Annotated in this window: 20 protein-coding genes; 9 read left to right on the top strand and 11 right to left on the bottom strand. The window is 64.5% G+C overall.

Translation table 11 applies throughout. The annotated features are described in order from the left end of the window. Positions 1-84: 84 nt before the first annotated feature. From J0X27_RS17340 to gpmI, 7 genes are all read right to left on the bottom strand, one after another. The gene (locus J0X27_RS17340) at positions 85-1,377 is read right to left on the bottom strand and encodes an O-acetylhomoserine aminocarboxypropyltransferase/cysteine synthase family protein (RefSeq protein WP_207270388.1); all 1,293 of its coding nucleotides are present in this window, start codon (positions 1,375-1,377) and stop codon (positions 85-87) included. 99 nt (positions 1,378-1,476) lie between these two features. Next, a complete protein-coding gene (locus tag J0X27_RS17335; protein ID WP_207270387.1) occupies positions 1,477-2,487 on the bottom strand; it encodes a sodium:calcium antiporter in 1,011 nt (336 codons plus the stop codon). Positions 2,488-2,650: 163 nt separating this feature from the next. Next, positions 2,651-3,373: a hypothetical protein gene (locus J0X27_RS17330; protein WP_207270386.1), complete on the bottom strand. Its 723-nt coding sequence runs from the start codon at positions 3,371-3,373 to the stop codon at positions 2,651-2,653. Beyond that, positions 3,370-5,991 (bottom strand): alkaline phosphatase PhoX, encoded by a 2,622-nt coding sequence (locus J0X27_RS17325; protein ID WP_207270385.1) that lies wholly within the window; start codon positions 5,989-5,991, stop codon positions 3,370-3,372. The genes J0X27_RS17330 and J0X27_RS17325 overlap by 4 nt, the downstream gene beginning before the upstream one ends. A gap of 317 nt (positions 5,992-6,308) precedes the next feature. Further along, on the bottom strand, positions 6,309-6,731 hold the full coding sequence (locus J0X27_RS17320) for a hypothetical protein (RefSeq protein ID WP_207270384.1): 423 nt from the start codon (positions 6,729-6,731) through the stop codon (positions 6,309-6,311). A 119-nt stretch (positions 6,732-6,850) separates the two neighbouring features. Further along, positions 6,851-8,569, bottom strand: coding sequence for a sensor histidine kinase (locus J0X27_RS17315; RefSeq protein WP_207270383.1), 1,719 nt, complete (start codon positions 8,567-8,569; stop codon positions 6,851-6,853). 103 nt (positions 8,570-8,672) lie between these two features. Continuing rightward, positions 8,673-10,193 carry a 2,3-bisphosphoglycerate-independent phosphoglycerate mutase gene (gene gpmI, locus J0X27_RS17310; RefSeq protein ID WP_207270382.1) on the bottom strand — a complete coding sequence of 507 codons (1,521 nt, stop codon included), beginning with the start codon at positions 10,191-10,193 and terminating at the stop codon, positions 8,673-8,675. A gap of 198 nt (positions 10,194-10,391) precedes the next feature. Between gpmI and J0X27_RS17305 the strand changes: the two genes are divergently transcribed. Beyond that, positions 10,392-11,585, top strand: a complete 1,194-nt coding sequence (locus J0X27_RS17305) for a serine hydrolase domain-containing protein (protein WP_207270381.1) — start codon at positions 10,392-10,394, stop codon at positions 11,583-11,585. Positions 11,586-12,023: 438 nt separating this feature from the next. On the opposite strand, the gene J0X27_RS17300 is transcribed toward J0X27_RS17305, so the two are convergent. After that, the gene (locus tag J0X27_RS17300; RefSeq protein WP_224214531.1) at positions 12,024-12,281 is read right to left on the bottom strand and encodes a hypothetical protein; all 258 of its coding nucleotides are present in this window, start codon (positions 12,279-12,281) and stop codon (positions 12,024-12,026) included. 125 nt (positions 12,282-12,406) lie between these two features. Here J0X27_RS17300 and J0X27_RS17295 point away from each other — a divergent pair, with 125 nt between their 5' ends. The 5 genes from J0X27_RS17295 (at position 12,407) to J0X27_RS17275 (ending at position 19,640) form a co-directional block, all read left to right on the top strand. Next, complete coding sequence (locus J0X27_RS17295; RefSeq protein WP_207270379.1) at positions 12,407-13,684, top strand: DNA double-strand break repair nuclease NurA; 1,278 nt, start codon at positions 12,407-12,409, stop codon at positions 13,682-13,684. 139 nt (positions 13,685-13,823) lie between these two features. After that, the gene (locus tag J0X27_RS17290) at positions 13,824-14,138 is read left to right on the top strand and encodes a DUF7518 family protein (protein WP_207270378.1); all 315 of its coding nucleotides are present in this window, start codon (positions 13,824-13,826) and stop codon (positions 14,136-14,138) included. Between the two features lie 87 nt (positions 14,139-14,225). Next, positions 14,226-17,798 (top strand): chromosome segregation protein SMC, encoded by a 3,573-nt coding sequence (gene smc / locus J0X27_RS17285; protein ID WP_207270377.1) that lies wholly within the window; start codon positions 14,226-14,228, stop codon positions 17,796-17,798. Beyond that, the gene (locus tag J0X27_RS17280; protein ID WP_207270376.1) at positions 17,791-19,029 is read left to right on the top strand and encodes a segregation and condensation protein A; all 1,239 of its coding nucleotides are present in this window, start codon (positions 17,791-17,793) and stop codon (positions 19,027-19,029) included. Before smc ends, J0X27_RS17280 begins: the two co-directional genes overlap by 8 nt. An 89-nt stretch (positions 19,030-19,118) precedes the next feature. Then, positions 19,119-19,640, top strand: a complete 522-nt coding sequence (locus J0X27_RS17275; protein WP_207270375.1) for a DUF8108 domain-containing protein — start codon at positions 19,119-19,121, stop codon at positions 19,638-19,640. A gap of 21 nt (positions 19,641-19,661) precedes the next feature. On the opposite strand, the gene mtnP is transcribed toward J0X27_RS17275, so the two are convergent. Then, complete coding sequence (mtnP, locus tag J0X27_RS17270; RefSeq protein WP_207270374.1) at positions 19,662-20,570, bottom strand: S-methyl-5'-thioadenosine phosphorylase; 909 nt, start codon at positions 20,568-20,570, stop codon at positions 19,662-19,664. A 126-nt stretch (positions 20,571-20,696) separates the two neighbouring features. Between mtnP and J0X27_RS17265 the strand changes: the two genes are divergently transcribed. After that, on the top strand, positions 20,697-22,145 hold the full coding sequence (locus J0X27_RS17265; RefSeq protein ID WP_207270373.1) for an MATE family efflux transporter: 1,449 nt from the start codon (positions 20,697-20,699) through the stop codon (positions 22,143-22,145). Positions 22,146-22,192: 47 nt separating this feature from the next. Here the strand turns inward: J0X27_RS17265 and J0X27_RS17260 are convergent, their stop codons facing one another. Continuing rightward, entirely contained in the window at positions 22,193-22,528 is a 336-nt protein-coding gene (locus J0X27_RS17260; protein WP_207270372.1) for a hypothetical protein, read from the bottom strand. A gap of 89 nt (positions 22,529-22,617) precedes the next feature. Further along, on the bottom strand, positions 22,618-23,316 hold the full coding sequence (locus J0X27_RS17255; RefSeq protein ID WP_207270371.1) for a phosphoribosyltransferase: 699 nt from the start codon (positions 23,314-23,316) through the stop codon (positions 22,618-22,620). 161 nt (positions 23,317-23,477) lie between these two features. On the opposite strand from J0X27_RS17255, the gene thiC reads away from it, so the two are divergent. After that, entirely contained in the window at positions 23,478-24,980 is a 1,503-nt protein-coding gene (thiC, locus tag J0X27_RS17250; RefSeq protein ID WP_207270370.1) for a phosphomethylpyrimidine synthase ThiC, read from the top strand. A 167-nt stretch (positions 24,981-25,147) separates the two neighbouring features. Further along, positions 25,148-26,485 (top strand): alpha/beta hydrolase family protein, encoded by a 1,338-nt coding sequence (locus tag J0X27_RS17245; RefSeq protein WP_207270369.1) that lies wholly within the window; start codon positions 25,148-25,150, stop codon positions 26,483-26,485. Positions 26,486-26,513 lie beyond the last annotated feature (28 nt).

Here is a 26,513-nt window from a genome sequence, read left to right as displayed (position 1 = left end):
GTCGAACCGCGCGAACTTAACGACGAGGGCTAATCACCGCGCGTTGAAACCGCCGTGACCGGGTGCGGGCGCGGTCACTGGGTACTACACCTGCTCGATCGCTCGATCGAGGTCCGCGATCACGTCGTCGACGTCTTCGATGCCCACCGAGAGGCGCACGAGGTCGTCGGTCACGCCGCCGGCCAACTTCTCCTCTTCGGTGAGTTGCTGGTGGGTCGTGCTCGCGGGGTGGATGATCAGCGTCTTCGCGTCGCCGACGTTCGCGAGCAGGCTCGTGAGATCGACCTCGTTACAGACCGTCTCCGCGGCGTCGTAGCCGCCCTCGAGTCCGAACGTGATCATGCCGCCGTACCCCCCTTCGAGGTACTCCTCGGCGTTGTCGTGGGTCTCGTGACTCTCGAGGCCGGGGTAGTTGACCCACGAAACCTTCGAGTGATCCTCGAGGTACTCCGCGACGGCCATCGCGTTCTCGCAGTGTTTCTCCATGCGCAGCGGCAGCGACTCGAGTTTCTGCAGCGTGACCCAGGCGTCGAAGGGCGACTGCTGGTTGCCCAGATCCCGCAGGCCGCGGGTACGGGCGACGACCGAGAAGGCGGCGTCGCCGAACGTTTCCCGGAAGTTCACGCCGTGGTAGGCCGGGTTCGGCTCGGTGATCTCGGGGTAGTCGCCGTCTTCCCACGGGAACGAGCCGCCGTCGACGAGGATCCCGCCGATCGTCGAGCCCGCACCGTGGATCCACTTCGTCGTCGAGTTCCAGACCAGATCCGCGCCGTGCTCGAGGGGCCGGCACAGATACGGCGTCGCGAAGGTGTTGTCGACGAACAGCGGCACGTCGTGGTCGTGGGCGATATCGGCGATGCGTTCGATATCCGGCGTCACAAGCGCGGGATTGCCGATCGTCTCGAGGTGGACGAATGCGGTGTCGTCGTCGATGGCCTCGGCGTAGGCCTCGTAGTCCAGCGTATCGACGAACTTCGTCTCGATCCCCCGCTTGGAGACGGTATGCGTGAGATAGGTGTAGGTCCCGCCATACAGCGCCGACGAGGAGACGATGTTGTCGCCGACGTCCGCGAGGATGAACGTCGCGAGGTCGAAGGCGGCCATCCCCGATGCGGTCGCGAGGGCACCGACGCCTCCCTCGAGCGTCGCGATGCGTTCCTCGAGCATCGCGTTCGTCGGGTTCATGATCCGCGAGTAGATGTTCCCCGTCTCCTCGAGGCCGAACAGGGCGGCGGCGTGGTCCGTGTCGTCGAACTCGTAGGAGCTGGTCTGGTACAGCGGCGGTGCGCGGGCACCCGTCGTCGGGTCGGGTTCCTGGCCGGCGTGAATGCTGTTCGTCGCGAATCGGTGCCCATCGGAATCGGGGTCGTCGCTCATACTCGCCCCGTCGCAGGCGGTCCAAGTAAAACCACTAGACGTACCGCTCGGGCTGGGAAGTGCCGGGCGGTAGTCCGGGGGACGATGCGGCCGTCCGCGTCAGAGAACGCTGACGACGCCGAGGCTCTCGACGAGCAGCCAGCAGACGAACGCCCCGTACAGTCCCAAGAGCAGCCACCCCTCGCGTCTGGTGAGGGCCATCCCGGTTCGGGAAATCGCGAAGAACGCGACCGTCGCCAGGACGAGAAACCCCATCATCGGAACGATGTTGGCGAAGTTGACCGTCAGTGCCCCCTTGACGACGACGCCGACCGGCACGGCCACGAGCAGGTCGAACGTGTTGCTGCCCAGGACGTTCGCCAGCGTGACCGTCGGTCGGTCGGCCCGCGCGGCCGTCAGGCTGACGAACGTGTCCGGCAGACTCGAGCCGGCGGCGACGACGGTCATCCCCCAGAGAAAGGAGGGGGTCCCGAATGCGTCCCCGAGGCCGATCGCCGCCCGAACGAGCGCTTCCACGCCGACGACGATGAACGCCAGCCCGACGACGAACCAGAACCACGTGCGCGCGAGCGGAATCGTCCCGTCCGCCTGCTGCTCCGACTCCGCGGCGTCCAAGTACTGCGTGAACAGGTAGAGGCCGTAGAGGGCGAGCGGGAACAGGGCGAGCGGTCTCGAGACGGAACCCCCGATGCGGACGCCGGCCTCGTCGACGGGGTTGTAGATGACCGCCAGCGAGAACGTCAACAGCAGGGCGGCGACCGCGAGCATGTAAAACAGCGACTCCTTGTAGACCAGTTCGCGCGTCGTGTCGACCACGCCACCGGCGACGACGACCGCGAGCCCCGGAATCACGAGGAGGTTGAACACCGCCGAGCCGACGATCGAGCCGACCCCGAGTTCGAACTCCCCGTGTACCAGCGTCGCGAGCAACACGCTCGCCAGTTCCGGCGCACTCGAGCCGACCGCGGCGATGACGGCACCCTGAACGACCGCCGGCAGCCCGTACGCGACCGCGAGCTTGTTCGCCGAATCCTCGAGCCAGGAACTCCCTTTCCACACGACCGCCGTCCCGACGGCCGCCATGAGGAGTAGCGTGACGATTTCGAGCACGAGACCTCCTTCTCAGGACCGTCGAATAAACCAATCGACAGAACCGTCCGAGTCGCGTTTCGGTCGCCGTCGCGTGATCGCGACCCCTGTACCGGGACCGAACACAGCACTCACCACGGGACCGCCGCGTCGAGGGAGGCGTCGAAAGAATTGGCCAAGCGGGTCACCGGGACCGCGCGAGCAGGGCTGCCGCGAGGAGGCCGATCGCGACGAGCGCGGTCCCGCCCTCGAAGCCGGAGACCGAGTCCGAACCCGAACCCCGGTTCGAGCCACCCGAGCCACTCCCATCACTGGAATCGGTACCGCCGTCGGCGTCGCCGTTCCCACTCTCTGGGGACGCCGGTGTCCCGTCGTCGACGGTGAGCGTTCCGGCCTCGAGCACGGGGTCGATGCGGGACCCGCCGTCCGCGTCGACTTGCAGCTCCGTGATCTCGAGCGTCGCCGAGCCGGTGTCGGTTCCGGTCACTGCGACCGTCGCGAGCGTGACGTCGGTCGCACCGGGAGTCACCTCGTCGGTGAGGTCGGCAGCCTCGACGGTTACCGACTGTCCGTCGTCGCTTACGACGGGATCGGTCGTCTTCCCGTACGTGTCGGGATAGCTGGCGTTCGAGACCGTCGCAGCGTCGGTCGATAGCTCGAGCGTGATCTCGAAGCCCGCGAGGCCGTCCGGGGCGTCGGTGAGCGCGATGCGATGGGTCGCGGTCGCTCCGGGTTCGACGGTCGCGTCGGCGACGACGAGACTGCTTCCGGTCTCCGTGGTTGCTCCGATGCCGAGAGCCGCCCCACCGCTCGCGGCCGTGACCGCGACCGGGAGCCCGACCGCAAGCCCGACCGCGAGGGCGACGGCGAGCGCGCCGACCCGATGTCGTGGCGATCTATCGCTCACAGTTCGTCGTACAGTTCGTCGATGTCGTCGTAGTCGATGCGGCCGTTGTCGTTGAAGTCGTAGGCGTCGACGTTGAGCGTGATCGACTCGTCGTCGAGGTGTTCGAAGAGGAGGACGATGTCGTCGTAGTCCAGCCGACCGTTCCCGTTGATGTCCTCGAACGTCCCGTCGCCATCGGGGTCGGTCGGAGCCCGTCCACCGGTACCGCCTCCGCCGACCGGCGGCGGGCCAGTGACGACCACGCCGGGCCGAGGCTGGGCTTCGATCGCAGTCCCCTCGTCGTCGTCCAGGGATCGTACGTCGGCCGCGATGTCTGTCGTTCCACCGCCGACGCCCTCGAGTTCGACGGTCGCCAGCGTGACGTCCGTCGTACCGGGTTCGATCTCGTCGTCGATGTCTGCGAATCGGAACTCGACCGTCGATCCGTCGTCGCTGATCGTCGGTCCGGCGGTGAGTTCGAGCGCGTCGTGATAGCTCGCGCCCACGATTTCGGCGACGTCCGTGTGCTCGAGGGAGACGGAGACTCGACCGCCGGCGAGCCCGTTCGGGACCGACGAGAGCGTCAGGTCTGCTTCGCCGCTCGTCGCCTGGCTGATCGCGACGGAGTCGACGTGAAGCGATGTCGGCGGCTCGTAGACCCACAGCGCGTCGTTGGGATACGAGCGACCGAAACTTCCCTTGTCCTCACAGAGGAGGACGCGGCCGTCGTCGAGGACCATCACGTTGTCGACGTTGATCGGCGCGGCGTCGACGACCGACTCGCGATCGGTCGCATCCGGGCCGACGACGACCGGCTCGAGCGTCGAGACGTCGTAGCCGGACTCCAGTTCGGCCCGGTAGACGACACCGCCGTCGACGCGTTCCATCCGAACGTCTCCCGCGTCGTCGGCCATGCCATCGTTGAGTTCCGAGATACCGACGTAGAGGAAATCGCCGGGTTCGGCGTCGTCGAGCGAGTCGATTCCCTCCGCCTTGCGGAACTCGACGCTGGCACCGATCGCTTTCGCTGCGGCCCGCGTCTCGAGGAACGGGACCCGACGGAGATCCTCGTCGACCCCATTGGGACCCTCCTCTGCGTACTGTGTGGCCCACTCGAGGATGTCCGCATCTGCGATGTAATCCTGGTTGCCGTTGATCGCGACTTCCTCGTCGGCTTCCGCCAGTGCGGTCTCGAGGTCCTCGGCCCAGTCGGTCTCGGCGTGGGTCTCGAGGTAATCGACCTGCGTGAGATCGTCGTAGTCGGCGATCCAGGACTCGACCTCGGCGTTGCTCGCGGTGCCCAGTTCCACCCACTCGATCTCGAGGTCGACGTCGGCGGGTGGCCGGTTCTTCGCAGCGTCCTCGTTAGTCACGCGGGCGGCAAACAGCGTCCCGCGGACGTCCATCCGGTCGTCGTAGCTCGGAATCGGCTCCTCGGCGACGAACTTGTAGAGACCCTTGTTCGCGCCATCGGAAGCGAGATACACGGTCCGCTCGTCGGGCATGAACTCGGGGCACTCGAAGGCGGCCCGACCCATGGCGTGGTGTTTGACCGGGGTCGGCTCCGCACTCGTCGGCTCGGTAATCTCGACGATGTGCCCGTATCGATACCGGTTCGGATAGCCGTCGCCGATGGGATCGGTCGTGTTCGTCTCGCCGTCCTGATCGACCGGCTCGGCCCCGAGATAGTAGGCCTGCATCTCGAGGCCCGCCAGCGCCCACGTTCCCTGTGGGTACCAACTCTCCTCGAACAGTTCCTCGATCGAGTTCCCGATCTCGGTCGGGTTTGGACGGTTCCAGAACGCTGCCGCGCCACGAACGCCGACGCCGCTTTCGGCGTCGACGACGTCGCTCACCGTCGCCGGCCCCGATACGCGCGGGTGGCCGTAGTCTTCCTCGGCGGACATCGGCGTCTCCCAGGGGCTCAGATCGCCATAACAGTTGATCCGGGTGCCGCCGATTTCACGAAAGGCCGCGAGGTTCTCGAGGTTCAGCGCGTTCTCGAGGTCGGCCTCCCAGCCGTCCTCGTCGCGGCTGATCGGCGTGCGCGTGATGCTTCCGGGACTCGTCTCGTTGTTCGTAAACAGATACCCCTCGAGCCCCTCATCGTCGGTCGGGACGAAGAAGTTCATGTCGGGGTTGTAGCCGACGTCACCGTACCGACTGCCGTCGAACGCGGCGATATCCGTGCCGTCGGGCGTCTCCGGGTGGCCCCACTTCCCGTCGCCGCCGGCGATCGGCACCCCTTCCTGGACGAGGATGTCGTACTCACCGCCAGCGACCTGGACTCGTCCCTGTGCGTCAGCAGACCGGGGAGCCTCGAGTGCGTCGAACTCGTCGTTCTTGCCGTTGAACTCGAACTGGTGGCCGGCGAGGACCCCGACGGCCGCCGTATCGTACGGCTCCGGATTGTCCCGGCTCGGATGCTGCAGGCTGAACAGTACTTCGCCGTTCTCGAAGACGAACGGGCCAGTCACTTCGGCACCGCGGGCCGTCGTCGCGAGCCGCTGGAGGTCCCCGCGTATCGTCGGTGCACCTGGAGTATCGGCGTCAGCCGCGGTTGCCGTCCCGATCGCTCCAACGCCGATCGCAGCCGCCGCTGATGTTGCCATCAGCGTCCGCCTGGTAAATTCGACCATATGCGACAGAAACGACTCTCGGTACTATAGTTAGATTTTATAATATAGATATATGCAAGAAATAACTCCGTCGAACGCTACTATTGCCATGCAATGTAATAGATCGCTATGAGCGGTACCGACCGCTATACGATCATACTGAGCGGGGACTGTACCGACACGTCGATCGGGATCACTCCACATCTCCTCGAGTGGACATCGAGCAGTTCCGTCGGATCGATCGAGTGTGCCGGTCGCTTCTGGCGAAGCGACGGCCATCCCCAGGCAGTACCCACAGAACAGAGCGTCAACCGCGCTCGAGACGACTCGAGGCAGGGCTACTCGAAGTCGCGTTCCTCGATCTGCGTTCGTATCTCGTCGGCCCGGTCACGGACCCACGAACAGTACCGGTCGATCTCCGCAGGGGTCGTCCCGTAGAACGACGCGACCCAGTTGCCGTCCGCCCAGGGGCACGTGGTGAGGTACGCAGCGAGGGTATCCTTGCCGGCCTGGACGATTTCGGGTGGGACGCCGCGTTCACCGGTGTTCTCCTCGACGAAGCCGTTGACGTCGAAGTAGACGTCCGCGTAGCGGCGAGCATCCTCGAGGTCGTCGAACGTGACCTCGGTGTGGTTCGGTGCCTCGAATCGGTACCGCGAGTCGTCGCCGTCGATCGCGTCGATCTCGACGATTCGAACGTCGAACACGTACGCGTCGACGACTGACTCGTCCGTATCGGGGGCGGGAGTTGACTGGGACATATCGAAACGGGTCCGGACGACCCTATCCTCGCCGATTTATTGAACGTTCGTATGTGGCGTATATATCACTCGGGAACCAGCCGTTCCAGTACCGAGACGTCCGGTGGTCCCCGTGACGTCTATTCCCCCGCTGGCTGCGTCACCGCGCTATCCGCCTCCGTAGACTCGAGAACGCCGGGAAGACGAACGACCGCGGTCGTGCCATCCGTCTCCGTCTCGAAGGAAAGATCGCCACCGAGTGCCGTCACGGCCCACCAGGCGATCCACAGCCCCAGTCCGCTGCCGTGTTCCAGGGCGGTCTCCTCGCCCCGCTCGAGGACGGCGAGTTCGTGTGCCGGAATGCCGGGGCCGTTATCGCGAACGGTGAAGACGGCGGTTCGATCGGCCGCCGCGCTCTCGAGGTCGATCGTCACGTGTGGATCGTCCGCGTCGCTGTGGACGAGTCCGTTCTCGACGAGGTTCGCGAATGCGACCGCGAACAGCTCCCGGTTCGTCCGGAGGGTCAGCGCCGCCGGCACTGCGACGTCGACGCGCCCCTCCTGTTGGGCCTCGAGATCGATTGCGATGGACTCGAAGACATCACGGGCGGTCACCGTCGCTGCCGACGGGGTCGTCTCGATCGCACGCTCGAAGGTGCGGGCCTTCTCGGCCATCGCGAGAACTTCATCGACGTCGTCGTGGACTCCCTCGAGCATCGCCGTGAGCTCGTCGTCGTCGACGCGGTCGGCGGCGATCCCGACGTAGCCCCGGACGGCGGTCAGATCGTTTCGGAGGTTGTGACGAAGGACCCGATTGAGGATCTCGAGGCGCTGTTCGCGTCGCCGCTGGTCGGTGATATCCTGCAGGACGAGCGTGTGACCGACGATCCGTTCGGACTCGTTTCTGAGCTGTGACGTCGAGACGGTGAGCTCCCGGTGGTCGCCGCCGTCAGTATCCGTGATGATCCGCGCATCCGCGTCAGCGACGGTCAGGCCGGTCACCCGCTCGAGCGGTTCGCCCAGAACGCCCGGTTTCGCGACATCGAATGCCGTTTCGGCCGCGGGATTGCAGTCGACGATCCGCTCGTCCGTGTCGACGACGAGAAACGGGTTCTCGAGCTCTTCGATGGCGGATCGATCGGCCGTGCGCTGGACCGACGGGCTGTACGTGAACATGTTTCCGCCGACGAACGCGTAGGTGTCGAGCACGACGTGGGGGAGAAACAGCACGGCCGAGAGGTTGAGCTGATCGACCGGGCCCAGTCCGAAGAGCCACACGAGCAGACCGACCCCCGGCGGGAGCGTACTGAGTCCGACCGCGAGCGCCTCCGTTCGGTAGAGCGGGCCGTAGCTGATGACCGTATCGAACAGGAGCAACGTTCCCGACGCCGCAAAGACCGTCCCGACCATGATCGCGAAGAACGCCCAGGCGTTGAGGTCGTAGGACACCGTCGCCGCGCCGTAGACCGGATCGATTCGGAACCCGCTCCAGACGATTTCGTGGAGCGGATTCGTCGCGACCAGTACCGTCGTGATCACCGGGACGAGGACCAGCGATCCGAACCAGGGCGTTCGAACGAGCGAGCCGCGACCGGTGTACTCGAGGCCGAAGGCCAAAAACGGCACCCCGGTCCAGACGATGCCGGTCCAGGTCAGGACTTCGAGGCCCCACCGCAACGTGGGATCGAAGACCAACAGCCCGATGCCATACGAGAAACACCACAGCGCCTGTGCGAGCAGTGCCACCAACAACCAGTCCGCGCCGGGTTTCCCCCCGTGTTGGCGGAGATACTGGAGCAAAAACAGCGTTCCGACGCCGGAGAGGATCGACCCAGCAGCCGGCCACGGAACTGCACCCATGCTACGGAGGGTACGAGCACAGCGACTTCGGTGTTGTGGCCCGCTGGGGACCCGAGGCTGGCGCGTCGTCCCGTCGCCAGAGCCCGACAGGCCGACGCCGCGCTCACTCGAGCAGCGACTCGCCGGTCATTTCGGGGGGTTGCTCGAGATCGATCACCTCGAGGATCGTGGGCGCGATGTCGGCGAGCGTTCCGCCGTCACGAATCGTTCGCCCTCCCGCGGTTCCGTCGGCTGCCTGGTAGATCAGGGGGACCTCGTTGTACGTGTGCGCGGTGTGGGGGTCTTCCGCCGTTCCCATGTCGTCCGCGTTGCCGTGATCCGCAGTGATGAGGACGTGTGCGCCGGCGTCCTCGAGCGCCGCGACGAGCCGACCGAGTTGGGCGTCGACGGCTTCGACGGCCTCGATCGCGGCCTCGTAGTCGCCGGTGTGGCCGACCATGTCCGGATTCGCGTAGTTGAGCACGAGCACGTCCGGGTCGTCGGAGTCGATGGTATCGATCGCGGTGTCGGTCACCTCGGGCGCACTCATCTCCGGCTGCAGATCGTAGGTCGGGACGTCGGGGCTCTCGACGATCGTCCGGATCTCGCCGTCGAACTCGACCTCGCGGCCGCCGTTCAGGAAGTACGTGACGTGGGCGTACTTCTCGGATTCGGCGATCCGCAGTTGCGTCCGGCCCGCGTCGGCCAGTACCTCGCCTAACACCTGTTCGGGTTGGTGCGGCGGGTAGGCCACGGGGAGGTCGAACGTCTTGTCGTACTGCGTCATCATGACGACTTCCGCATCCGGCGGGCTGGTCTCGAGGTCGTCCGCCCAGTCCGCGGGCCGAATGTCGGCGAGCATCCGGGTGAGCTGGCGGGCGCGATCCGAGCGGAAGTTGAACCAGACGACCGCATCGCCGTCCGCGAGCGCTGGCTGCTCCGCGACCACCGTCGGCTCGACGAACTCGTCGGTCTCGCCGCGGTCGTAGGATTGCTCGACGGCGTCGACCGCCGACTCGGCGGTCCACTCGCCTTCGCGGTTCACGATGGCGTCGTAGGCCCGGTTCGTCCGCTCCCAGTTCTGGTCGCGGTCCATCGCGTAGTACCGGCCCGAGACCGTCGCCACGTCGCCCGTGCCGTGCTCGGCGACGACGTCCTCGAGCGTGCCGAGGTACTCCCGGCCCCCGGTCGGAGAGGTATCACGACCATCGGTGATCGCGTGGGTGACGGCCTCGACGTCGCGGTCCGCCGCCAGTTCGATCAGCGCGTGCAGGTGTTCCTGATCCGAGTGGACTCCACCGTCGCTGACGAGGCCGAGGAAGTGAACGCGGCCGTCGTTCGCCCGCGCTCGATCGAACGCCGTATTGATCGCGTCGTTCTCCCGGAACGAGCCGTCCGCGATCGAGTCCGAGATCCGCGTGTACTCCTGGTAGACGACCCGGCCGGCACCGATATTGAGGTGGCCGACCTCGCTGTTTCCCATCTGGCCGTCCGGGAGGCCGACGCGCCGCCCCGCGACCTCGAGGCGGCCGTACGCACCCGATTCGGCGAGCCGGTCGAACACCGGCGTATCGGCTGCCTGAACCGCATCTCTGCCGCCGTCACCGAGTCCCCAGCCGTCGAGGACGATCAGCGCAGCTTCCATACTGGATCGGAAACCGGCGTATCCTAATTAGCTGTCGTTGTCTGTCGTCGGCAAACCCATTCATATCCTTAAATAGCTACCGCAATTAAGATGCTATTTATACGCCATTTTATAAAAATATATTATAAATATCATTACTAATCAGCAAATGCAATTATAATAGAAAGTAATAAGTAATGAGAGGTCATACAATTTCCTATGCCAGAAGAGAGTATGAAAAAACTCACTAGGAGAAATGTAATTAAATCAGTGGGAGCCGCAGGAATTTCTGCCGGTCTATTCACCGGAACGGCCAGCGCTGCCACGTCAAGTCCCCATACCGAAGCCATCTGGAATTTAATGAGAGACTACAATATCCCTGGGCTCTCCTGTACGATCAATACCGATTGGTACGGTTCTCGATCGACTGCGGACAGAATACACCTCGGAAAAATATACGCTGATCCAAGATCGGAAACGGAGGTTGATTCCTCACACCGATTCAGAATCGGTAGCATCTCCAAGACACTTACTTCCGCGGCGGTCCTGACACTCGTTGAAAACGGATCAATCTCGCTGGGCGATCCGGTGTTCGGAGACACCTTCTCAGAGAATGGTCCGCCTATCTTCAACAGTAAATATCCGCTGGCTACTCACAGTTATCAACCTCTGTTTGAGAACATCACCGTCGAAAACCTCCTGTCTATGACATCAGGTTTCGAGTTCGGATCGGACTACCCCGTATACGACGGAACGAAGGGAATGACCCAAGATGAGGTTATTACTGAGATATTAAATGAGCATACGGTCGAATACACCCCGGGAAGCAGATACGAATATCAGAACTTCTGTTACCTTGTCCTCGGACAGTTGATTGAAGAAGTCACCAACCGATCGTACGCGGACTACGTGCAACAGACTGTCCTTGAGCCCGTCGGCGCTACTGGTATGCAGATTGGTGGTGACAGCAAAACAGACAGAATTAATAACGAAGTGTTCTATCACAGTGACCGTCCCGTCTACGGAGATGATGCTCGACTTGAGTTTCGGGATGCACATGGTGGATGGGTTGGATCGCCAACGGAGGTGCTGCGGATCGTCGATGACATCGCCTATCTCTATAAGGACGGCGGTCACTATGAGACCGGGAGCGAGATACTCGCTACGTCGACTGCCGAGGATGCACTCGAGATACGGAAGGATCCCTACGCCCTTGGGTGGGTATCCTATGACTCGGCGATGGGACACAATGGCCGAAGCCGGGGTGCATGGTCGTCGGTTCGGTGCCGTGACGATCGATACTCATTCTGCGTGATGGCCAACCATGATAATACGGCTCCACGAAACAAGATTCTCAACCACATTGACAACTACATCGATGACGAGGTGAAAGACGACAGTAACCGAACATAGTACGGAATGCCGCCGATCATAAATTGTTCGATCCGACGACGGCCCGCTTCCCGAAACGGGCAAAGCCGATCAAAGAAGTTGTAATTTTAATATATTCTGGTCTGAATGAGGGAGATTCAACGGCTAATGGTGAAGATTATTGTGTGAAGTCGTCTGGATTGGCGGTAACTACCTCCTCTAGAGAGTCGTCCGTTTTCGTAGAGGCACGATCAGCCACCTGTATACTGGTAAAAACACATCCCATACGTCGACTAAAGTGACTTCCGACTAATGGTCCTTAATCCAACTTTTATATAAAGATACAGCCAAACCTAGCTTATTCGCCAATCTGATAGTTGTTCCACTAGAGAATGAAACCTTCGAGCAAGCGGGGAGAACGCCAGCTATTCTATCAGTAGACCGAAGCAACGACTGAAACGGACTGAGTCGAACGTGTCATCAGTTCTGATGTTCGAAGGTTGCGCCGCAGTCGCCGCAAGTCGTCCCTCGCCCCGGTTTCACCCGTTGGGCGAACACCGCGCCACACTCGTCACAGATCATAAAAAGCCGGTGTTCGGGGTCGACCCCGGCCTCGAACTCAGCCCGGATCCAGGCGTCGGCGTTACCTTCCTCGTAGAGGGTGACGCCGGAACTGTGCTGTCGCCAATTGACTGGACTGTCCCCGCACTCGACCGCCGCCGACTCTCGCTCGGACATCGGGATATGCCGACCCTCGAACCGCCCATACATACGCTTTCTGATAGTAATTTACACGGGCTCGAGTGAACGTCTTCGCCGCCACGACCACTGGCTTTTTGCCGGTCGGGTGGGAGCCACCTGTCATGACGCTCGATCCGGTCCACTTCGACGGCATCGCGCGACTCGCAGGGCGGATCGATCACGGGGCCGACGAGCGCGACCGTCGTGCGTTCGCCGAAACCGTCTGGGCGGAGTTTCTCGACCCACTGCGCTACGACGGGCGGACGGTCCTCGAGCCGGTCGACGAGCAGGCCCGTCGGGTCGTCGACTGCGAGGGGGTTGCCCTCCGCGACCGCGAGTTCCCGACCGAACACGGTCTCGACGCGGGGACGATCAACCCGACGACGTTCAAAAACGGGCTCGTCATCGATATCGCGCAGGCGGCCATGAGCGCGACGCCGAGCGACCTCGACCTCCACCGGTCGCGAACGACCGTGATGACGGTCCACTCCAACGACGAGACGATGACCGTCGACGAGTCGTGGGGGAAGTTCGACGAGGGATACAGCCGGAGTCGAGCGGTCAAGATCCCGCCGCTCCCGCGGTTCGCCGAGGGCGTCGTCCACGCCCTCGCACTCTACCTCGCGGAAAGCAAACACGCCCGCGACCACGCCGAAACGGTCTCGGATCTGCTCGTCCTCGACGGCCCGCTGTATCCCCGCGGCCTGCTGCGCTGGGCCGACCAGCACCCCGACCTCGCGGACTTCCTGCTCGAGGATCCCCGGCCGACGACGGTGCTGGAGAACTACGTCCGGCTGGTCGAAGACTTCGTCGAGCGGGACGTTCCGCTCGTCGGCTTCGTCAAAAACCCCGCGACGCGGGTGCTCACGCGGAGCCTGAAGTCAAAGCGAGACGTCGACATCAGCGTCCCCTGGAGCGACGACTCGGCGCTGTTCACCCGCCTGCTCGAACGCGGCGAGTACGTCGACGACGTCGACGGCGAGCGCTGGGAGCGGGACACCGCGGGGCTGACGTACACGAACTGGTTCCGCTCACGCGGTGGCGTCGACGGGCCGCTGTCGGCCGAGGGCGACGCACTCGGCGTCGACCGACACCTCGAGCACGAGGCCTACGAGGTCACCTTCTTCGTCGTCTACGATCCCCGCGACGACCTCCTCTATCGGATCGAGGCACCCTACGCGTTCACCAAAGACTCCGAAACGCGAGAACGGCTGACGCTGCAACTGTTACAGGACGTCGCCATCGCACACGGCCCGCCGACGATCGTCGGGAAAGCCGACGAACTCGCACGGATCAGCAACGCCGAAAAGGCGTCGCTCCGGGAGACGCTCGAGGATCGATTCGACACGGCACAGGACCGGACCTACGACGACCACCGGTGGAGCGAGGAACCGTTTTGAATCGGTCCCGCCGTGTGGCGGCGCGGGCCACCCACAGACCGGGAACCGGTCGCTGGCCGCCGCCGTCGGCCGCTGAACTGTATGATATATTATAGTCGTCTGACGTACGTTTATGTGGCCGGACCGGTCCCTAGTTGATATGTCGAACAACCGTGTCGAACAACTGGAATCGACGGTTGCGGAACTCGAATCGACGGTAGAGGGGCTGACGGACGAACTTATCGAAGCGAAAGAGCGGATCCGCGTCCTCGAGGCCGAGCTCGATGCGGAGACGCCGACGCGTGTCCCCGAGCGACGTAGCGAGGAGACGAGGACGACCGCGGTCGAGGAGGACGAAACGCCCGAAGCCGAACCCGACGAAGTCGCCGAAGCGGCGGCCGACGCCGAGGACGTCGACGAGACTGCCGGTGACGAAGCGGAAGACTCAGGTAGCGACGACATTATCGTTGCATAACTGCGGCGGAATCGAGGGGCGGGACCGTGGACCGCGGTCGGCGCTCGCTTCGACGGCTACTGGCGGTCCGGAGGGTTCGAAAGGAGCATGTACATCAAGTCGATCGTTCTCGACGATTTCAAGAGCTTCGGTAGAAAGACGAAGATACCGTTCTACGAGGATTTCACCGTCGTCACGGGCCCGAACGGCTCCGGCAAATCGAACATCATCGACGCCGTCCTCTTCGCGCTCGGACTGGCCCGGACCCGCGGGATTCGGGCCGAGAAACTGACCGATCTCATCTACAACCCCGGTCACGAGGGCGGCGACACCTCCAGTGGCCCCCGCGAGGCGACCGTCGAGGTCGTTCTCGACAACTCCGAGGGCACCCTCGAGCGATCACAGGTCGTCAACGCCGCCGGCAGCGAGGACGTCGGCGACGTCGACGAGATCCGCATCCGCCGTCGGGTCAAGGAGACCGAGGACAACTACTACTCCTACTACTACCTGAACGACCGCTCGGTCAACCTCTCGGACATCCAGGACCTGCTCGCACAGGCGGGGATCACGCCGGAAGGATACAACGTCGTCATGCAGGGCGACGTGACCGAGATCATCAACATGACGCCCCACGCCCGCCGGGAGATCATCGACGAGATCGCGGGGGTCGCGGAGTTCGACGCCAAGAAGGAAGACGCCTTCGAGGAACTCGAGACCGTTCAAGAGCGGATCGACGAGGCCGAACTCCGCATCGAGGAGAAACGCGACCGCCTCGAGCAACTCGCCGACGAGCGCCGGGAGGCAATGCGCTACCGCCGGCTCCGCCGCGAGAAAGACGAATACGAGGGCTACAAGAAGGCCAGCGAACTCGAGGAGAAACGCGAGGAACTCGAGTCCGCCGAGGCCGAGGTCGACGATCTCGAGGCCGAACTCCGGGAACTCCAGCGGGAACTCGACGAACGCGAAGGGGCGGTCGTCCGCCTCCAGGAGGACCTGGAGGACTTGAACGCCGAGATCGAGCGCAAGGGCGAGGACGAACAGCTCCGGATCAAAAGCGAGATCGAGGAGGTCAAAGGCGACATCTCGCGGCTCGAGGACAAGATCGAAGCCAGCGAGGAGGCGATCGAGGACGCCGAGTCCGAGCGACGCGAGGCGTTCGTCGAGATCGATCGCAAGCAAGAGACGATCGACGATCTCGACGACGAGATTCGCGAACACAAACTCGAGAAGGCACAGGTAAAAAGCGAGATCCAGGAACGCGAGGCCGACCGCGACGACCTCGAGGCCGAAATCGAGGCCGTCGACACCGAGTTCGACGAACTCAAGGCCGAACTCGCCGAGCGAAAGGACGATCTCGAGGCGGCCAAGACCGAGAAAAACGACCTCCAGCGCGAGCAAGACCGCCTGCTCGACGACGCTCGCCGACGCTCGAACGCGATCAGCGAGAAAGAGGCGACGATCGAAGAGAAACGCGAAACGATTCCGGAGATCGAGAGCCAGCGAAGCGACCTCGAGCGGGAACTCGAGAAGGCCGAACGGAATCGCCAGAACATCGCGGAGGTCGTCGACGACCTGAAAGCCCAGAAACGCAGGCTCCAGTCGGACGTCGACGATCTCGACGACGAGATCCAGGCCAAACAACAGGAGTACGCCGAACTCGAGGCCAACGCCGGCGAGAGCGGCGACTCCTCGTTCGGTCGTGCGGTGACGACGATCCTCAACTCGGGAATCGACGGCGTTCACGGCGCGGTCGCACAGCTGGGGACCGTCGCCGGCGAGTACGCGGTCGCCTGTGAGACCGCCGCGGGGGGTCGGCTGGCGAACGTGGTCGTCGACGACGACGTTATCGGCCAGCAGTGCATCGAGCATCTCAAGTCCCGAAACGCGGGTCGAGCGACCTTCCTGCCGCTGACGGACATGAGCCAGCGCCGGCTGCCATCGGCCCCCAGCGATCCGGGGATCGTCGACTTCGCGTACAACCTCGTCGACTTCGATCGGGAGTACGCCGGCGTTTTCTCCTACGTCCTCGGGGACACGCTGGTCGTCGAGGACATCGAGACCGCCCGCTCGTACATGGGCGACTACCGGATGGTCACCCTCGACGGCGACTTAGTCGAGAAGAGCGGCGCGATGACCGGCGGCTCCGGCGGCGGTTCGCGCTACTCCTTTACCGGCGGCGGCGAGGGGCAACTCGAGCGCGTCGCCAAACGGATCACGGAGCTCCAGGAGGAACGCGAATCGCTGCGCGAGGAAGTCCGCAGCGTCGAGGAGCGACTCGACGACGCCCGCGACCGCAAGAGCGACGCGGCCGACGAAGTCCGCTCGATCGAGTCCGAACTCGAGGGGATAGCCGAGAAACGCGAGGCCCTCGAGGCGGAGATCGAGGACCTCGAGACCGATCTCGAGGAGCTCCGCGAGGAACGCGACTCCGTCGACGAGCGGATGAACGAGATTGCCGCGGAGATCGACGCCAAGACCGAAGCGGTCGAGGAACTCGAGGCTGAGATCGAGGACCTCGAGACCGAACTCGCCGACTCGAAGATCCCCGAACTGACCGATCGGATCGAGACGCTCGAGGCCGAGATCGACGACCGCGAAGAGCGGATTCAGGAACTCGACAACGACCTCAACGAACTGAACCTCGAGAAGGAGTACGCCGAGGACGCCATCGAGGACCTCCACGACGACATCGAGGCGGCCCAGAACCGCACGGCCGAACACGAGGATCGGATCGAAGAGTACGAGGCGGAGATCGAGACGAAGCGCGAGGAACTGGCGGCAAAGCGCGAGGCCGTCGAGGAACTGGAAGCGGAGTTGACGGAGCTGAAAGACGAACGGAGCGACCTCAAAGAGGAACTCTCCGACGCCAGGACGGCACGCGATCAGCAACAAGACCGGGTCAACACCGTCGAGAGCAAACTCGAGGACGCGAGCGAGCGCGCCAACAGCCTCGAGTGGGAGATCGAATCGCTGGAGTCGGAAGTCGGCGACTACGATCCCGAAGACGTGCCCGACCACGAGACCGTCCGCGAGATGATCGACCTTCTGGGGGCCGACATGGAGGCGATGGAGCCGGTGAACATGCTCGCGATCGACGAGTACGACGAGGTCCGAAGCGACCTCGAGGAACTCGAGGAGGGACGGGAGACGTTAGTCGAGGAGGCCGACGGCATCCGCGATCGGATCGAGCAATACGAGACCCAGAAGAAGCGGACGTTCATGGACGCCTACGATGCGATCGCGTCCCACTTCACGGAAATCTTCGAGAAGCTCTCCGAAGGGACGGGGACGCTCCACCTCGAGAACGAGGCCGATCCGTTCGACGGCGGACTGACGATGAAGGCTCAGCCGGGCGACAAGCCGATCCAGCGGCTGGACGCGATGTCCGGCGGCGAGAAGTCGCTGACCGCGCTGGCTTTCATCTTCGCCATCCAGCGGCACAACCCGGCTCCCTTCTACGCGCTCGACGAGATCGACGCCTTCCTCGACGCCGTCAACGCCGAGCGGGTCGGCGAGATGGTCGAGGAACTCGCCGGCGACGCTCAGTTCGTCGTCGTCTCCCACCGCTCGGCCATGCTCGATCGCTCCGAGCGGGCGATCGGCGTGACGATGCAACAGGACAACGTGAGTGCGGTGACCGGCATCGATCTGAGTAGTGGGGAGGTGCCTGCTGATGACTAGGGAGCCGCGTAGCGGCTCCGAAACGTCGAGTAGCGCGGAACGGAGTTCCGCGAACAGTCGAGCGGCAGAGCCGCGAGACGACGGGGAGCAAAGCGACCCGCGAGACGGCGATGAGCCTGAGGAGCCAACGGCGACGCAGGGCTCCTCGAGAACGCAAGCGGGGAGCGAAGCGACCCGTGAGCGAAACGAGTCGCGAAGCGCTGAATCACACGCCCCCGGTCGAACCCTCCGAACCGACGGCGGCGACGAGATTCCGCTGCACATCGCCGGACACGAGGATCGCGAGCGGCCGGGCGACTCGAGCCCGGATTCCGACCCGAACGAGGGCGGTGCTGACGGCCGTGACCCCGAGGCGGGGGAGTCGGTCCTCGAGTTCACGGGCGTCGAGACGGGCGACCCTGCGGACGACGACGGGGAGCCGGAAGTCGAACCGGTCGAACTGCTCGTCCAACTCGCCAAAGACGGCGAGATCGACCCGTGGGACATCGACATCGTCGACGTGACGGACACGTTCCTCGAGGCGATCGACGAGGTCGACCTGCGGACCTCCGGCCGGGCGCTGTTCTACGCGAGCGTCCTCCTGCGGATGAAAAGCGACGAGCTGTTCGCGGTCGAGGAACCCGACCAAGAGGAACTCCCACCGTGGGAAGCGCCCTTCGCCGACGACGGACCGACGGATCCGGACGGCGACGACGGGAGGGAGCACCCACCGGGGTTCGACCCCGTCGAGAACCTCGAGGAAGAGATGGAGCGCCGCCTCGAGCGCAAACACGCCCGCGGGAAGCCCGAGACCCTGGACGAACTCGTTCGCGAGCTCCGGACCGCCGAACGCGACAGCTGGTGGAAGGAGTCCCGGAGTTACGACACGAGCGGCTCGCCGACGGGGTACGATCGCGGCGTCCAGGAGTTGAACTACCACTCCGGTGACGATCTGCGGGTCGACGACGAGCCGACCAGCGACGACGTCACCCATACGACCCACGAGGAGGACATCGAGGCGGTCATCGACGACGTCGAACGCGAACTCGAGACCCACTACGAACAGGGACGCGACGAGGTGTTGTACGCCGAGATCGACGAGGTCGGTGGCTCGCGCGTGATGACCTACCTCGCCTTGCTCTTCTTGGCCCACCGGGGCCGTGTCACGCTCGAGCAGGACGAACTGTTCGGCGATCTCTGGGTACAGCAGGTCGCGGTCGAGGCGGACCCGGGCGAAGCGATCGCCGACTGACTCGGTCCGGACGACGTCCGACGGGACGCGGGTCCGTCGCGTGCTCGCGTCGAAAGGGTTATTTGTTCGTTCGAAAATCGATTACACGAATGACACGACCGGACCGGCAACGGAGCGTCGGGAGCGGACTCCGACGCGTGGCCGATTACGCCGGGTTCGTGTTCGTCTGGGGCTGGATTCTCGTATCGCTGCTGTTCGTGCCGGCGATGCTCGGTGCTCCCTTCGTCGGCATCGCGCTCTTTCTCGTCGGGCTCGTCGTCTGCTGGCAGGCGGCCGAAGCCTCGAGCGACCCCGTTTACACTTTCGGCACGATGCGGGAGGTTCGAACCGGCCACGTCGACTCGGCGACCGTCGACTGCGGCGAGTGCGGGCGGCCGGCCGAGGGCGGCGAGTACCGCCGCTACGAGGAACGGCGCGTACTGTTCGGAACCACGATTGCGGTTCCGGAAGCGGGAGAGAACGTCTACTGCGAGGCGTGTGCGGTCGATCCGCGCGATCCGTTCGAATCGGGCAGAGACGGTGAACGCGACCCGACGACGGCCGGCGACCCGACCGCCCGGGAATCGCCGGACTCCGCTCCGTCCTCCGATCTCGAGTCGGAGCGGTCGTGACGGTGGGACTCGACGCCCGCGTTACTCCAGATACTCGCCGGCCAGCAGATCGACGCGCTCGAGGGTCTCTTCGGGGATCGCTTCCTGTGGCGTGTTGATCGTCCCTTCGAGGGCGCTCCAGGCCTCGCTCTCGAAGTCGTCGGGCATCGTCCTGATGGCGTGTTCGACGACCGTGTTGATCGCGTCCTCGTTGGCCGCGGCGTTCTCGAGGACCTCCTCGAGGGAGACTTCGCTGTCATCTTTCCAGACGTCGTAGTCGGTGACGCCGGCCACCGTGGCGTAGCTCAACTCGGCCTCGCGGGCGAGTTTGGCCTCGGGGATGGCGGTCATCCCGACGATGTCCCAGCCCTGGTCGCGATAGAACTCGCTTTCGGCCTTCGTGGAGAACTGCGGGCCTTCGATGCAGACGTAGGTGCCGCTCTCTTGGATTTTCGTCTCGTCGGCCGTCGCGTCGTGGCTCTCGGGGTGGCCGCTCGTGTGGGTCTCCGAGCGGAGCACGCTGCGGGCCGATTCGGCGAGGTGATCGACCATCGCCGGACAGTACGGCTCGGCAAAGCCCATGTGGACGACCATGCCGTCGCCGAAGAAGGTCGGCGAACGGTGTTTGGTCCGATCGAAGATCTGGTCGGGAACGACCAGCGTCCGGGGTGGCAACTCCTCTCGCAGGCTCCCGACCGCGTTCGTTGCGATGACCCGGTCGACCCCGACCGACTTGAGCGCGTAGATGTTCGCGCGATAGGACGCGTCGGTCGGCGGATGCTGGTGATCCTCGCCGTGACGCGGGAGGAACGCGACGTCCCGCCCGGCCAGTTCGCCGAGGGTAACCACGTCGCTTGGCTCGCCGTACGGCGTCGAAATCGCTTCCGTCCGCGTGTTCTCGAGTGGCAGTGCGTCGTAGATGCCGCTGCCCCCGATAACGCCGATCGTCATGCGTGGTCGTGGGTCGACCAGTCACCTAAACGGTCCGGTTGCCGGCCTCGAGGGCGTCCGTACCGTCGTGGTAGGCGGTATCACCGTTCACGAGTGCACAAGTAGGGTCGGCAACATTGGTCGGTTATGGCTGTCGACGAGGAGCCACCCGGCGGGCTCACCGAGGGGCCGCTCGTCCGCCCGATGGTCCGATTGGCGTGGCCGCTGGTGGTCATCCAGTTGTTGCAGGTGGCGTACAACGTCGGTGACACCTTCTGGCTGGGCGCGCTCTCGCCCGATGCAGTGGGGGCGGTGAGCCTCGCCTTTCCGCTCCTCTTCTTGCTGATCGCGATCGGCGGTGGCTTCACCACGGCCGGCGCGATCCTGATCGCCCAACACACCGGTGCGAAGAGCGGGGATGCGGGCCTGATCGCCGGGCAGACGCTGTCGTTCGTCTCGCTGGTCGCCGTCGGGCTGAGCGCGCTCGGCTTTTTCGCGACCGAGCCGATGCTCGCGGCGTTGCCCGCCGACGCCGAGACTCAGGCCGCGATCATCCCGCTCGCCGCCGAGTACCTGCGGGTGTTCTTCCTGGGACTCCCCTTCCTGTTTGGCTTCTTCGTCTTCGTCGCGCTCATGCGGGGCTACGGCAGCACGCGCGCGCCGATGAGCGTTATGCTCGTCAGCGTCGTCATCAACCTCGCGCTCGACCCGCTGTTCATTTTCGGCCTCGGTCCCGTTCCCCGCCTCGAGGTCCAGGGAGCCGCCGTCGCGACCCTCATCTCGCGGGGCATCGCGACGGCGATCGCGTTCTACCTGCTGTACTACACCGACGTGGGTCCGGACATCCGGGCGGCCCACCTCCGGCCGCGACGCGAGTACGTCGCGAAGATCACCCGGTTGGGCGTCCCGACGGCGCTCGAGCAGTCGATGACGGCGCTGGCGCTGGTCGCGATGACGGCGATGGTCGTGACCTTCCCGCCGGCAGTCGTCGCGGCCTACGGGTTGGGGAACCGGCTGATTTCGCTGGCCTTCCTGCCGGCGATGGGCATGGGACAGGCGACGGACACGATCGTCGGCCAGAACCTGGGTGCGGGCAAGCCCGACCGGGCGGCGAGGGCCGTCCGGATCGCCGCAGGGACGATTGCCGGCGTCATGGTCGTCGCCGGGCTCCTCGCCGCGCTGTTCCCGGAGCCGTTCGTCTCGGTGTTCGTCACGGCCGACGCGGCGGGGAAAGCGGCGACGATCGAGTACGGGGTGACCTACCTCCGATACGCCGCGGTCGGCTTCGCGTTCATGGGCGTGTTACAGGTCATTCAGGGGGCGTTCCGCGGGGCCGGAAACACGAAGACGGCACTCGTGTTCGCGGTGCTCGGACTGTGGATCGTGCGCGTCCCCGTTACCGCCTATCTGGTCTTCGTCGCCGACTGGGGACCGACCGGGATCTGGACCGGCGTCGTGGTCGGCGACGTCGTCGGCGCGATCGCGGCCGTCGCGTGGTTCACGCGCGGGACGTGGAAGGAGTCGCTGGTAGACGAACGGGACGGATCGGGACAGGCGATCTCGGAAACGACTGATGCCGAGTCAGTTACCGAGTAACACGTACGGTCTGCTCCCGACTGTAACTGCCGGGACGTACACGTCGCTTATTCGCTATCGGTATTGATCGTCTCGAAGCCGAGTGACTCGAGCAGTGTTACTCCGTGCTCGGAATGGAATTGAAACTCTCCATCCTCATCGGCGTCCGTCGAATCCGGTTCGTCGGCCGAGCGGGCGACAGTTCGTCTCACGATTTCTTTGAGCGCATACCGGTGGTCCCCATACTCTACGTACCGGTTTTCTGATTGATGATTCTTACACGGATCAAGCGTTGCGAGCGCGTGCAAAACGTCGACGTTCGAGACGGTCACGCTTTTAATCCGCGCAGTTCGGAGTACGGTCTCGGTTACGTTCGCCTCGTATCGTATCTTGGTTTTACCCATGTATTGAACAGTATGTTACGATAACATAAATCGTGGCACCGATTCGTCGTGGGCACCCAAATCGTGGCAGAAATCCCGAGCGGTAGCTGCTATTCGTCGACGAGCGCCCACTCGTCGGTCCCGACCGACTCGAGTAGCCCGCGTCGGTCCATCTCGCGTAGAACCTCCGACAGCCGGTCGGGCTGGGCGATCTCCATCTCGATACGCTCGATACCGTGGTGGTCGGTGAGGGAGTGGCGGATCTCCTCGTTCGTGAACGTTTCCTGGTCGGTTTTGTCCATCGCACTCGAGATGAGATCGATCAGATCTTCGATGAAGTTCCACGGGTAGACGATCCAGGTCCACTCCTCGAGGCGTTCGCCGACGTAGTCGGGTTGGAACTCGCTGGTGCCAAGCAGTTGCAGGGTCGCGGTGCGGACCTCGCCGGCGTCGCGGTCGTCGACGTACTCGTAGGCGCGTTCGATCGAGCCGCCGGTGTCGGCGATGTCGTCGATGATGAGCACGTCCTTGTCTTCGACGCTCCCCTCTGGCATCGGGTAGCGGACGGTCGGTTCGCCGGATTTCTCGGCGGTGCCGACGTAGTGTTCCATCTTCAGGCTCGTCAGGTCGTTCAGCCCGAGGAAGTCACAGAGACACCGCCCGGCGAACCAGCCGCCCCGGGCCAGTGCGACGACGACGTCCGGCTCGAACTCGTCGTCGCGGACGTCGTCGGCCACGTCCCGGCACAGACCGTAAATGTACTCCCAGTTGGTTATCGTACAGTCGAAATCGTCCGGTAGGTCGGACATCTGATGGCCACCTACTCGAGAGAGTATGGTGCAACCCCCTTAAGATAGCCGAAACCGTCCACGCGCTCGAGCCGGGTCGACTCCGGTCGACGACCGGGCCCGTCGCGTCCCGGTACGTGCCATCCCGAGATTTATTATCGAGTAGTATAACCTAGTTATCCATGGCGCATACGCAGCTGCAAGCCGCCCGCGATGGGAGGGTGACCCCCGAGATGGAACGCGTCGCCGAGCGAGAGAACCGCGAGCCGGAGTTCGTCCGCGAGCAGGTCGCGGCGGGACAGGCCGTGATCCCGGCCAACCGTCACCACGACGCACTCGACGCGATGATCATCGGCCGCGAGTTCGCGACGAAGGTCAACGCCAACATCGGCAACAGCGAGACGACCAGCGACCTCGAGACGGAACTCGGAAAGCTCCACACTGCGGTCCACTACGGTGCGGACACCGTGATGGACCTCGGCACCGGCAGCGATCTCGACGAGATCCGGGAGGCCCACGTCGAACACTCACCGGTGCCCCTGGGTACGGTGCCGCTGTACGAGGCGGTCAAACAGGCTGGCAGTCCCGAGGCGATCACGAAAGAGTTGCTGCTCGAAATCGTCGAGAAACAGGCCCGACAGGGCGTCGACTACATGACGATCCACGCGGGCATTCTCGCCGAGCACCTGCCGCTGACCGACGGCCGAAAGACCGGCATCGTCTCGCGGGGCGGTTCGATCATAGCCAAGTGGATGGAGGAGAACGGCGAGCAGAACCCGCTGTATCAGATCTTCCCCGAGATCTGTGAGATCTTCGCCGAACACGACGTCACGTTCAGCCTCGGCGACAGCCTCCGACCCGGCTGTCTGGCCGATGCCTGCGACGAGGCCCAGTACGCCGAACTCGACACGCTGGGGGAACTCACGCGGGTCGGCTGGGATCACGGCGTTCAGGTGATGGTCGAAGGGCCGGGCCACGTCCCGATGCACAAGGTCGCCGAGAACGTCGAACGCCAGCAGGAGGTCTGCGACGGTGCCCCCTTCTACGTGCTCGGGCCGCTGGTGACCGACATCGCGCCGGGCTACGACCACATCACGAGCGCCATCGGTGCGGCGATGGCGGCCCAGGCCGGCGCGGCGATGCTGTGTTACGTCACGCCGAAGGAACACCTCGGCCTCCCCGAGGAGGAAGACGTCCGCGACGGCCTCGCGGCGTACCGGATCGCCGCCCACGCCGGCGACGTGGGCAACGAACGCCCCGGCGCGCGCGACTGGGACGACGCCCTTTCCGAAGCGCGCTACGAGTTCGACTGGCGCGAGCAGTTCGACCTCGCGCTCGACCCCGACCGCGCCCGGTCGTTCCACGACCAGACCCTGCCCGGAGACAACTACAAGGAGGCCCGCTTTTGCTCGATGTGCGGGGCCGAATTCTGCTCGATGCGGATCGATCAGGATGTTCGAGAATCGCGGCGCGATTCTCGAAGCAGTCAGAGCCCGGAGGGGTCTGACCAGCCCCGCGAGGACGGCGAGATGCAAGCGATCGAAGGCGAGGCGCGGACCGACCTCGAGTCCTCGGCCGCTGCGGAGGTCAACCGGCCGCCCGTGGGAACGCATCGGTCGGGCGAGTTGCCGCCGATGGCGGACCACGATCACAGTGACCCGCTCGAGGAACTGGGGGACGACTGAGACGGGTTGCTGTCCCGATGTCCCGGTGGGTCCGCAGGGCGGTCCCGGTCCCGCCGGCACTGACGGACAGGCGACCGTATGAATCCCAGCGAACGTATCGGGATCGAATACAGTCACAGAGAAACGACCTCGTCTTTATCCGACGGACCGTGGACGGTTCGGTATCGATGGCACCCCGACGGCGAACCGTACTCGCGGCGGTATCGACGGCGACAGCGTCGGCAGTGGCCGGCTGTGCCGGTCTCCTCTCTGACACGACGGACGAGGACCCCGGGACGGAGACTGCCGACGAAACGGCGGTGGCGTTCGTCGAGGAACTCGCGACCGATCGATTCGAGCAGGCAAGCGAGCGTTTCGTCTCGGGTAACCGAGAGCGCTACGGCGACCCCGGCAGGCTCGAGCGACTCTGGATGGCCTATACTGCGATCGGTGGCGCGTTCGACGACGTCGTCGACACGGACGTGACGACGAGCAACGAGGTCGACGCGGTCGATCTGCGACTGTCGTTTGCCCGGAGTGAACACGACTGCCGCGTCATCGTCGACAGCGAGTCGCGACTCCTCGATTGTGGGATCACCGACGAGTACGAACGCCCGTCCTACGTCGATTCGAGTGCGGTCACCGACGAGGACGTGACGCTCGCGGCGGACGACTGTTCCCTGCCGGGGACCGTTACCACCCCTGCGACCGCCGGCGAGGCTCCCGGCGTCGTCCTGGTCCACGACTCCGGACCAGTGACCGGCGACACCGCTCGCGGCGGAACGCAGCTGTTTACGGATCTCGCCGCGGGGCTCTCGACCCGGGGAATCGCGTCCCTCCGGTACGACAAGCGCGTGCCCGCATGCGAGGTCCAGTCCGGTACGTACACCCTCGATCACGTCACCGTCGACGACGCGCTGGTCGCGATCGATCGCCTGCGGTCGACCGAGGGAGTCGATTCGGATCGGATCGTCGTCGTCGGCCACGGCCTCGGCGGCCGGGCAGCCCCCAGAATCGCCGCTCGAGACGGCGAACTCGCCGGCGTCGTCGGACTCGCCGCACCCGCACGACCCTACCACGACCTCACCCTCGAGCAACTCGAGTACAAGGTGTCGGTCGGCGACCACGGGTGGGCCGACCTCGAGCAGGTCTTGGAAACTTGGTCGACAGAGATCGAACGGGTTCGGTCGGGCGAGTACGAGGCCGACGAGACGCTCCTGGGCAAACCGGGCGCGTTCTGGGACAGCCTCGAGTCCTACGACCACCTGGGTGCCGCGGCGGACGTCGACGCCCCCCTGTACTTGCTCCAGGGCGAGCGCGACTTTCAGGTCACCGTAACCGACGACCTCGAGCTGTGGCGATCCGAACTCGATGGCAGGTCGGAGACGACGTTCGAGAGCTACGACGGCCTCAATCACCTCTTTATGCCGGGCGACGGCGAGTCGGTGGAGTTCGCCTACGCTGTCCGGAACAACGTCGCAGAGCGGGTCGTCGCCGATCTCGTGGACTGGATCGACGACCTGTAGTCCGACCGGGGAGCCACGACTCGAGCAG

The organism is Natrinema longum, assembly GCF_017352095.1.
In the GTDB taxonomy this organism is placed as follows: Archaea; Halobacteriota; Halobacteria; order Halobacteriales; family Natrialbaceae; genus Natrinema; species Natrinema longum.
This window is presented reverse-complemented; position numbering and strand designations above follow the sequence as displayed.

Coding starts and splice junctions, on each gene's coding strand:
- J0X27_RS17280 (WP_207270376.1), top strand. CDS start 17,791: ATGACTAGGGAGCCGCGTAGCGGCTCCGAAACGTCGAGTAGCGCGGAA.
- J0X27_RS17340 (WP_207270388.1), bottom strand. CDS start 1,377: ATGAGCGACGACCCCGATTCCGATGGGCACCGATTCGCGACGAACAGC.
- J0X27_RS17300 (WP_224214531.1), bottom strand. CDS start 12,281: ATGTCCGAGCGAGAGTCGGCGGCGGTCGAGTGCGGGGACAGTCCAGTC.
- J0X27_RS17260 (WP_207270372.1), bottom strand. CDS start 22,528: ATGGGTAAAACCAAGATACGATACGAGGCGAACGTAACCGAGACCGTA.
- J0X27_RS17275 (WP_207270375.1), top strand. CDS start 19,119: ATGACACGACCGGACCGGCAACGGAGCGTCGGGAGCGGACTCCGACGC.
- mtnP (WP_207270374.1), bottom strand. CDS start 20,570: ATGACGATCGGCGTTATCGGGGGCAGCGGCATCTACGACGCACTGCCA.
- J0X27_RS17305 (WP_207270381.1), top strand. CDS start 10,392: ATGCCAGAAGAGAGTATGAAAAAACTCACTAGGAGAAATGTAATTAAA.
- J0X27_RS17245 (WP_207270369.1), top strand. CDS start 25,148: ATGGCACCCCGACGGCGAACCGTACTCGCGGCGGTATCGACGGCGACA.
- J0X27_RS17255 (WP_207270371.1), bottom strand. CDS start 23,316: ATGTCCGACCTACCGGACGATTTCGACTGTACGATAACCAACTGGGAG.
- J0X27_RS17290 (WP_207270378.1), top strand. CDS start 13,824: ATGTCGAACAACCGTGTCGAACAACTGGAATCGACGGTTGCGGAACTC.
- gpmI (WP_207270382.1), bottom strand. CDS start 10,193: ATGGAAGCTGCGCTGATCGTCCTCGACGGCTGGGGACTCGGTGACGGC.
- smc (WP_207270377.1), top strand. CDS start 14,226: ATGTACATCAAGTCGATCGTTCTCGACGATTTCAAGAGCTTCGGTAGA.
- J0X27_RS17265 (WP_207270373.1), top strand. CDS start 20,697: ATGGCTGTCGACGAGGAGCCACCCGGCGGGCTCACCGAGGGGCCGCTC.
- J0X27_RS17320 (WP_207270384.1), bottom strand. CDS start 6,731: ATGTCCCAGTCAACTCCCGCCCCCGATACGGACGAGTCAGTCGTCGAC.
- J0X27_RS17295 (WP_207270379.1), top strand. CDS start 12,407: ATGACGCTCGATCCGGTCCACTTCGACGGCATCGCGCGACTCGCAGGG.
- J0X27_RS17315 (WP_207270383.1), bottom strand. CDS start 8,569: ATGGGTGCAGTTCCGTGGCCGGCTGCTGGGTCGATCCTCTCCGGCGTC.
- J0X27_RS17325 (WP_207270385.1), bottom strand. CDS start 5,991: ATGGTCGAATTTACCAGGCGGACGCTGATGGCAACATCAGCGGCGGCT.
- thiC (WP_207270370.1), top strand. CDS start 23,478: ATGGCGCATACGCAGCTGCAAGCCGCCCGCGATGGGAGGGTGACCCCC.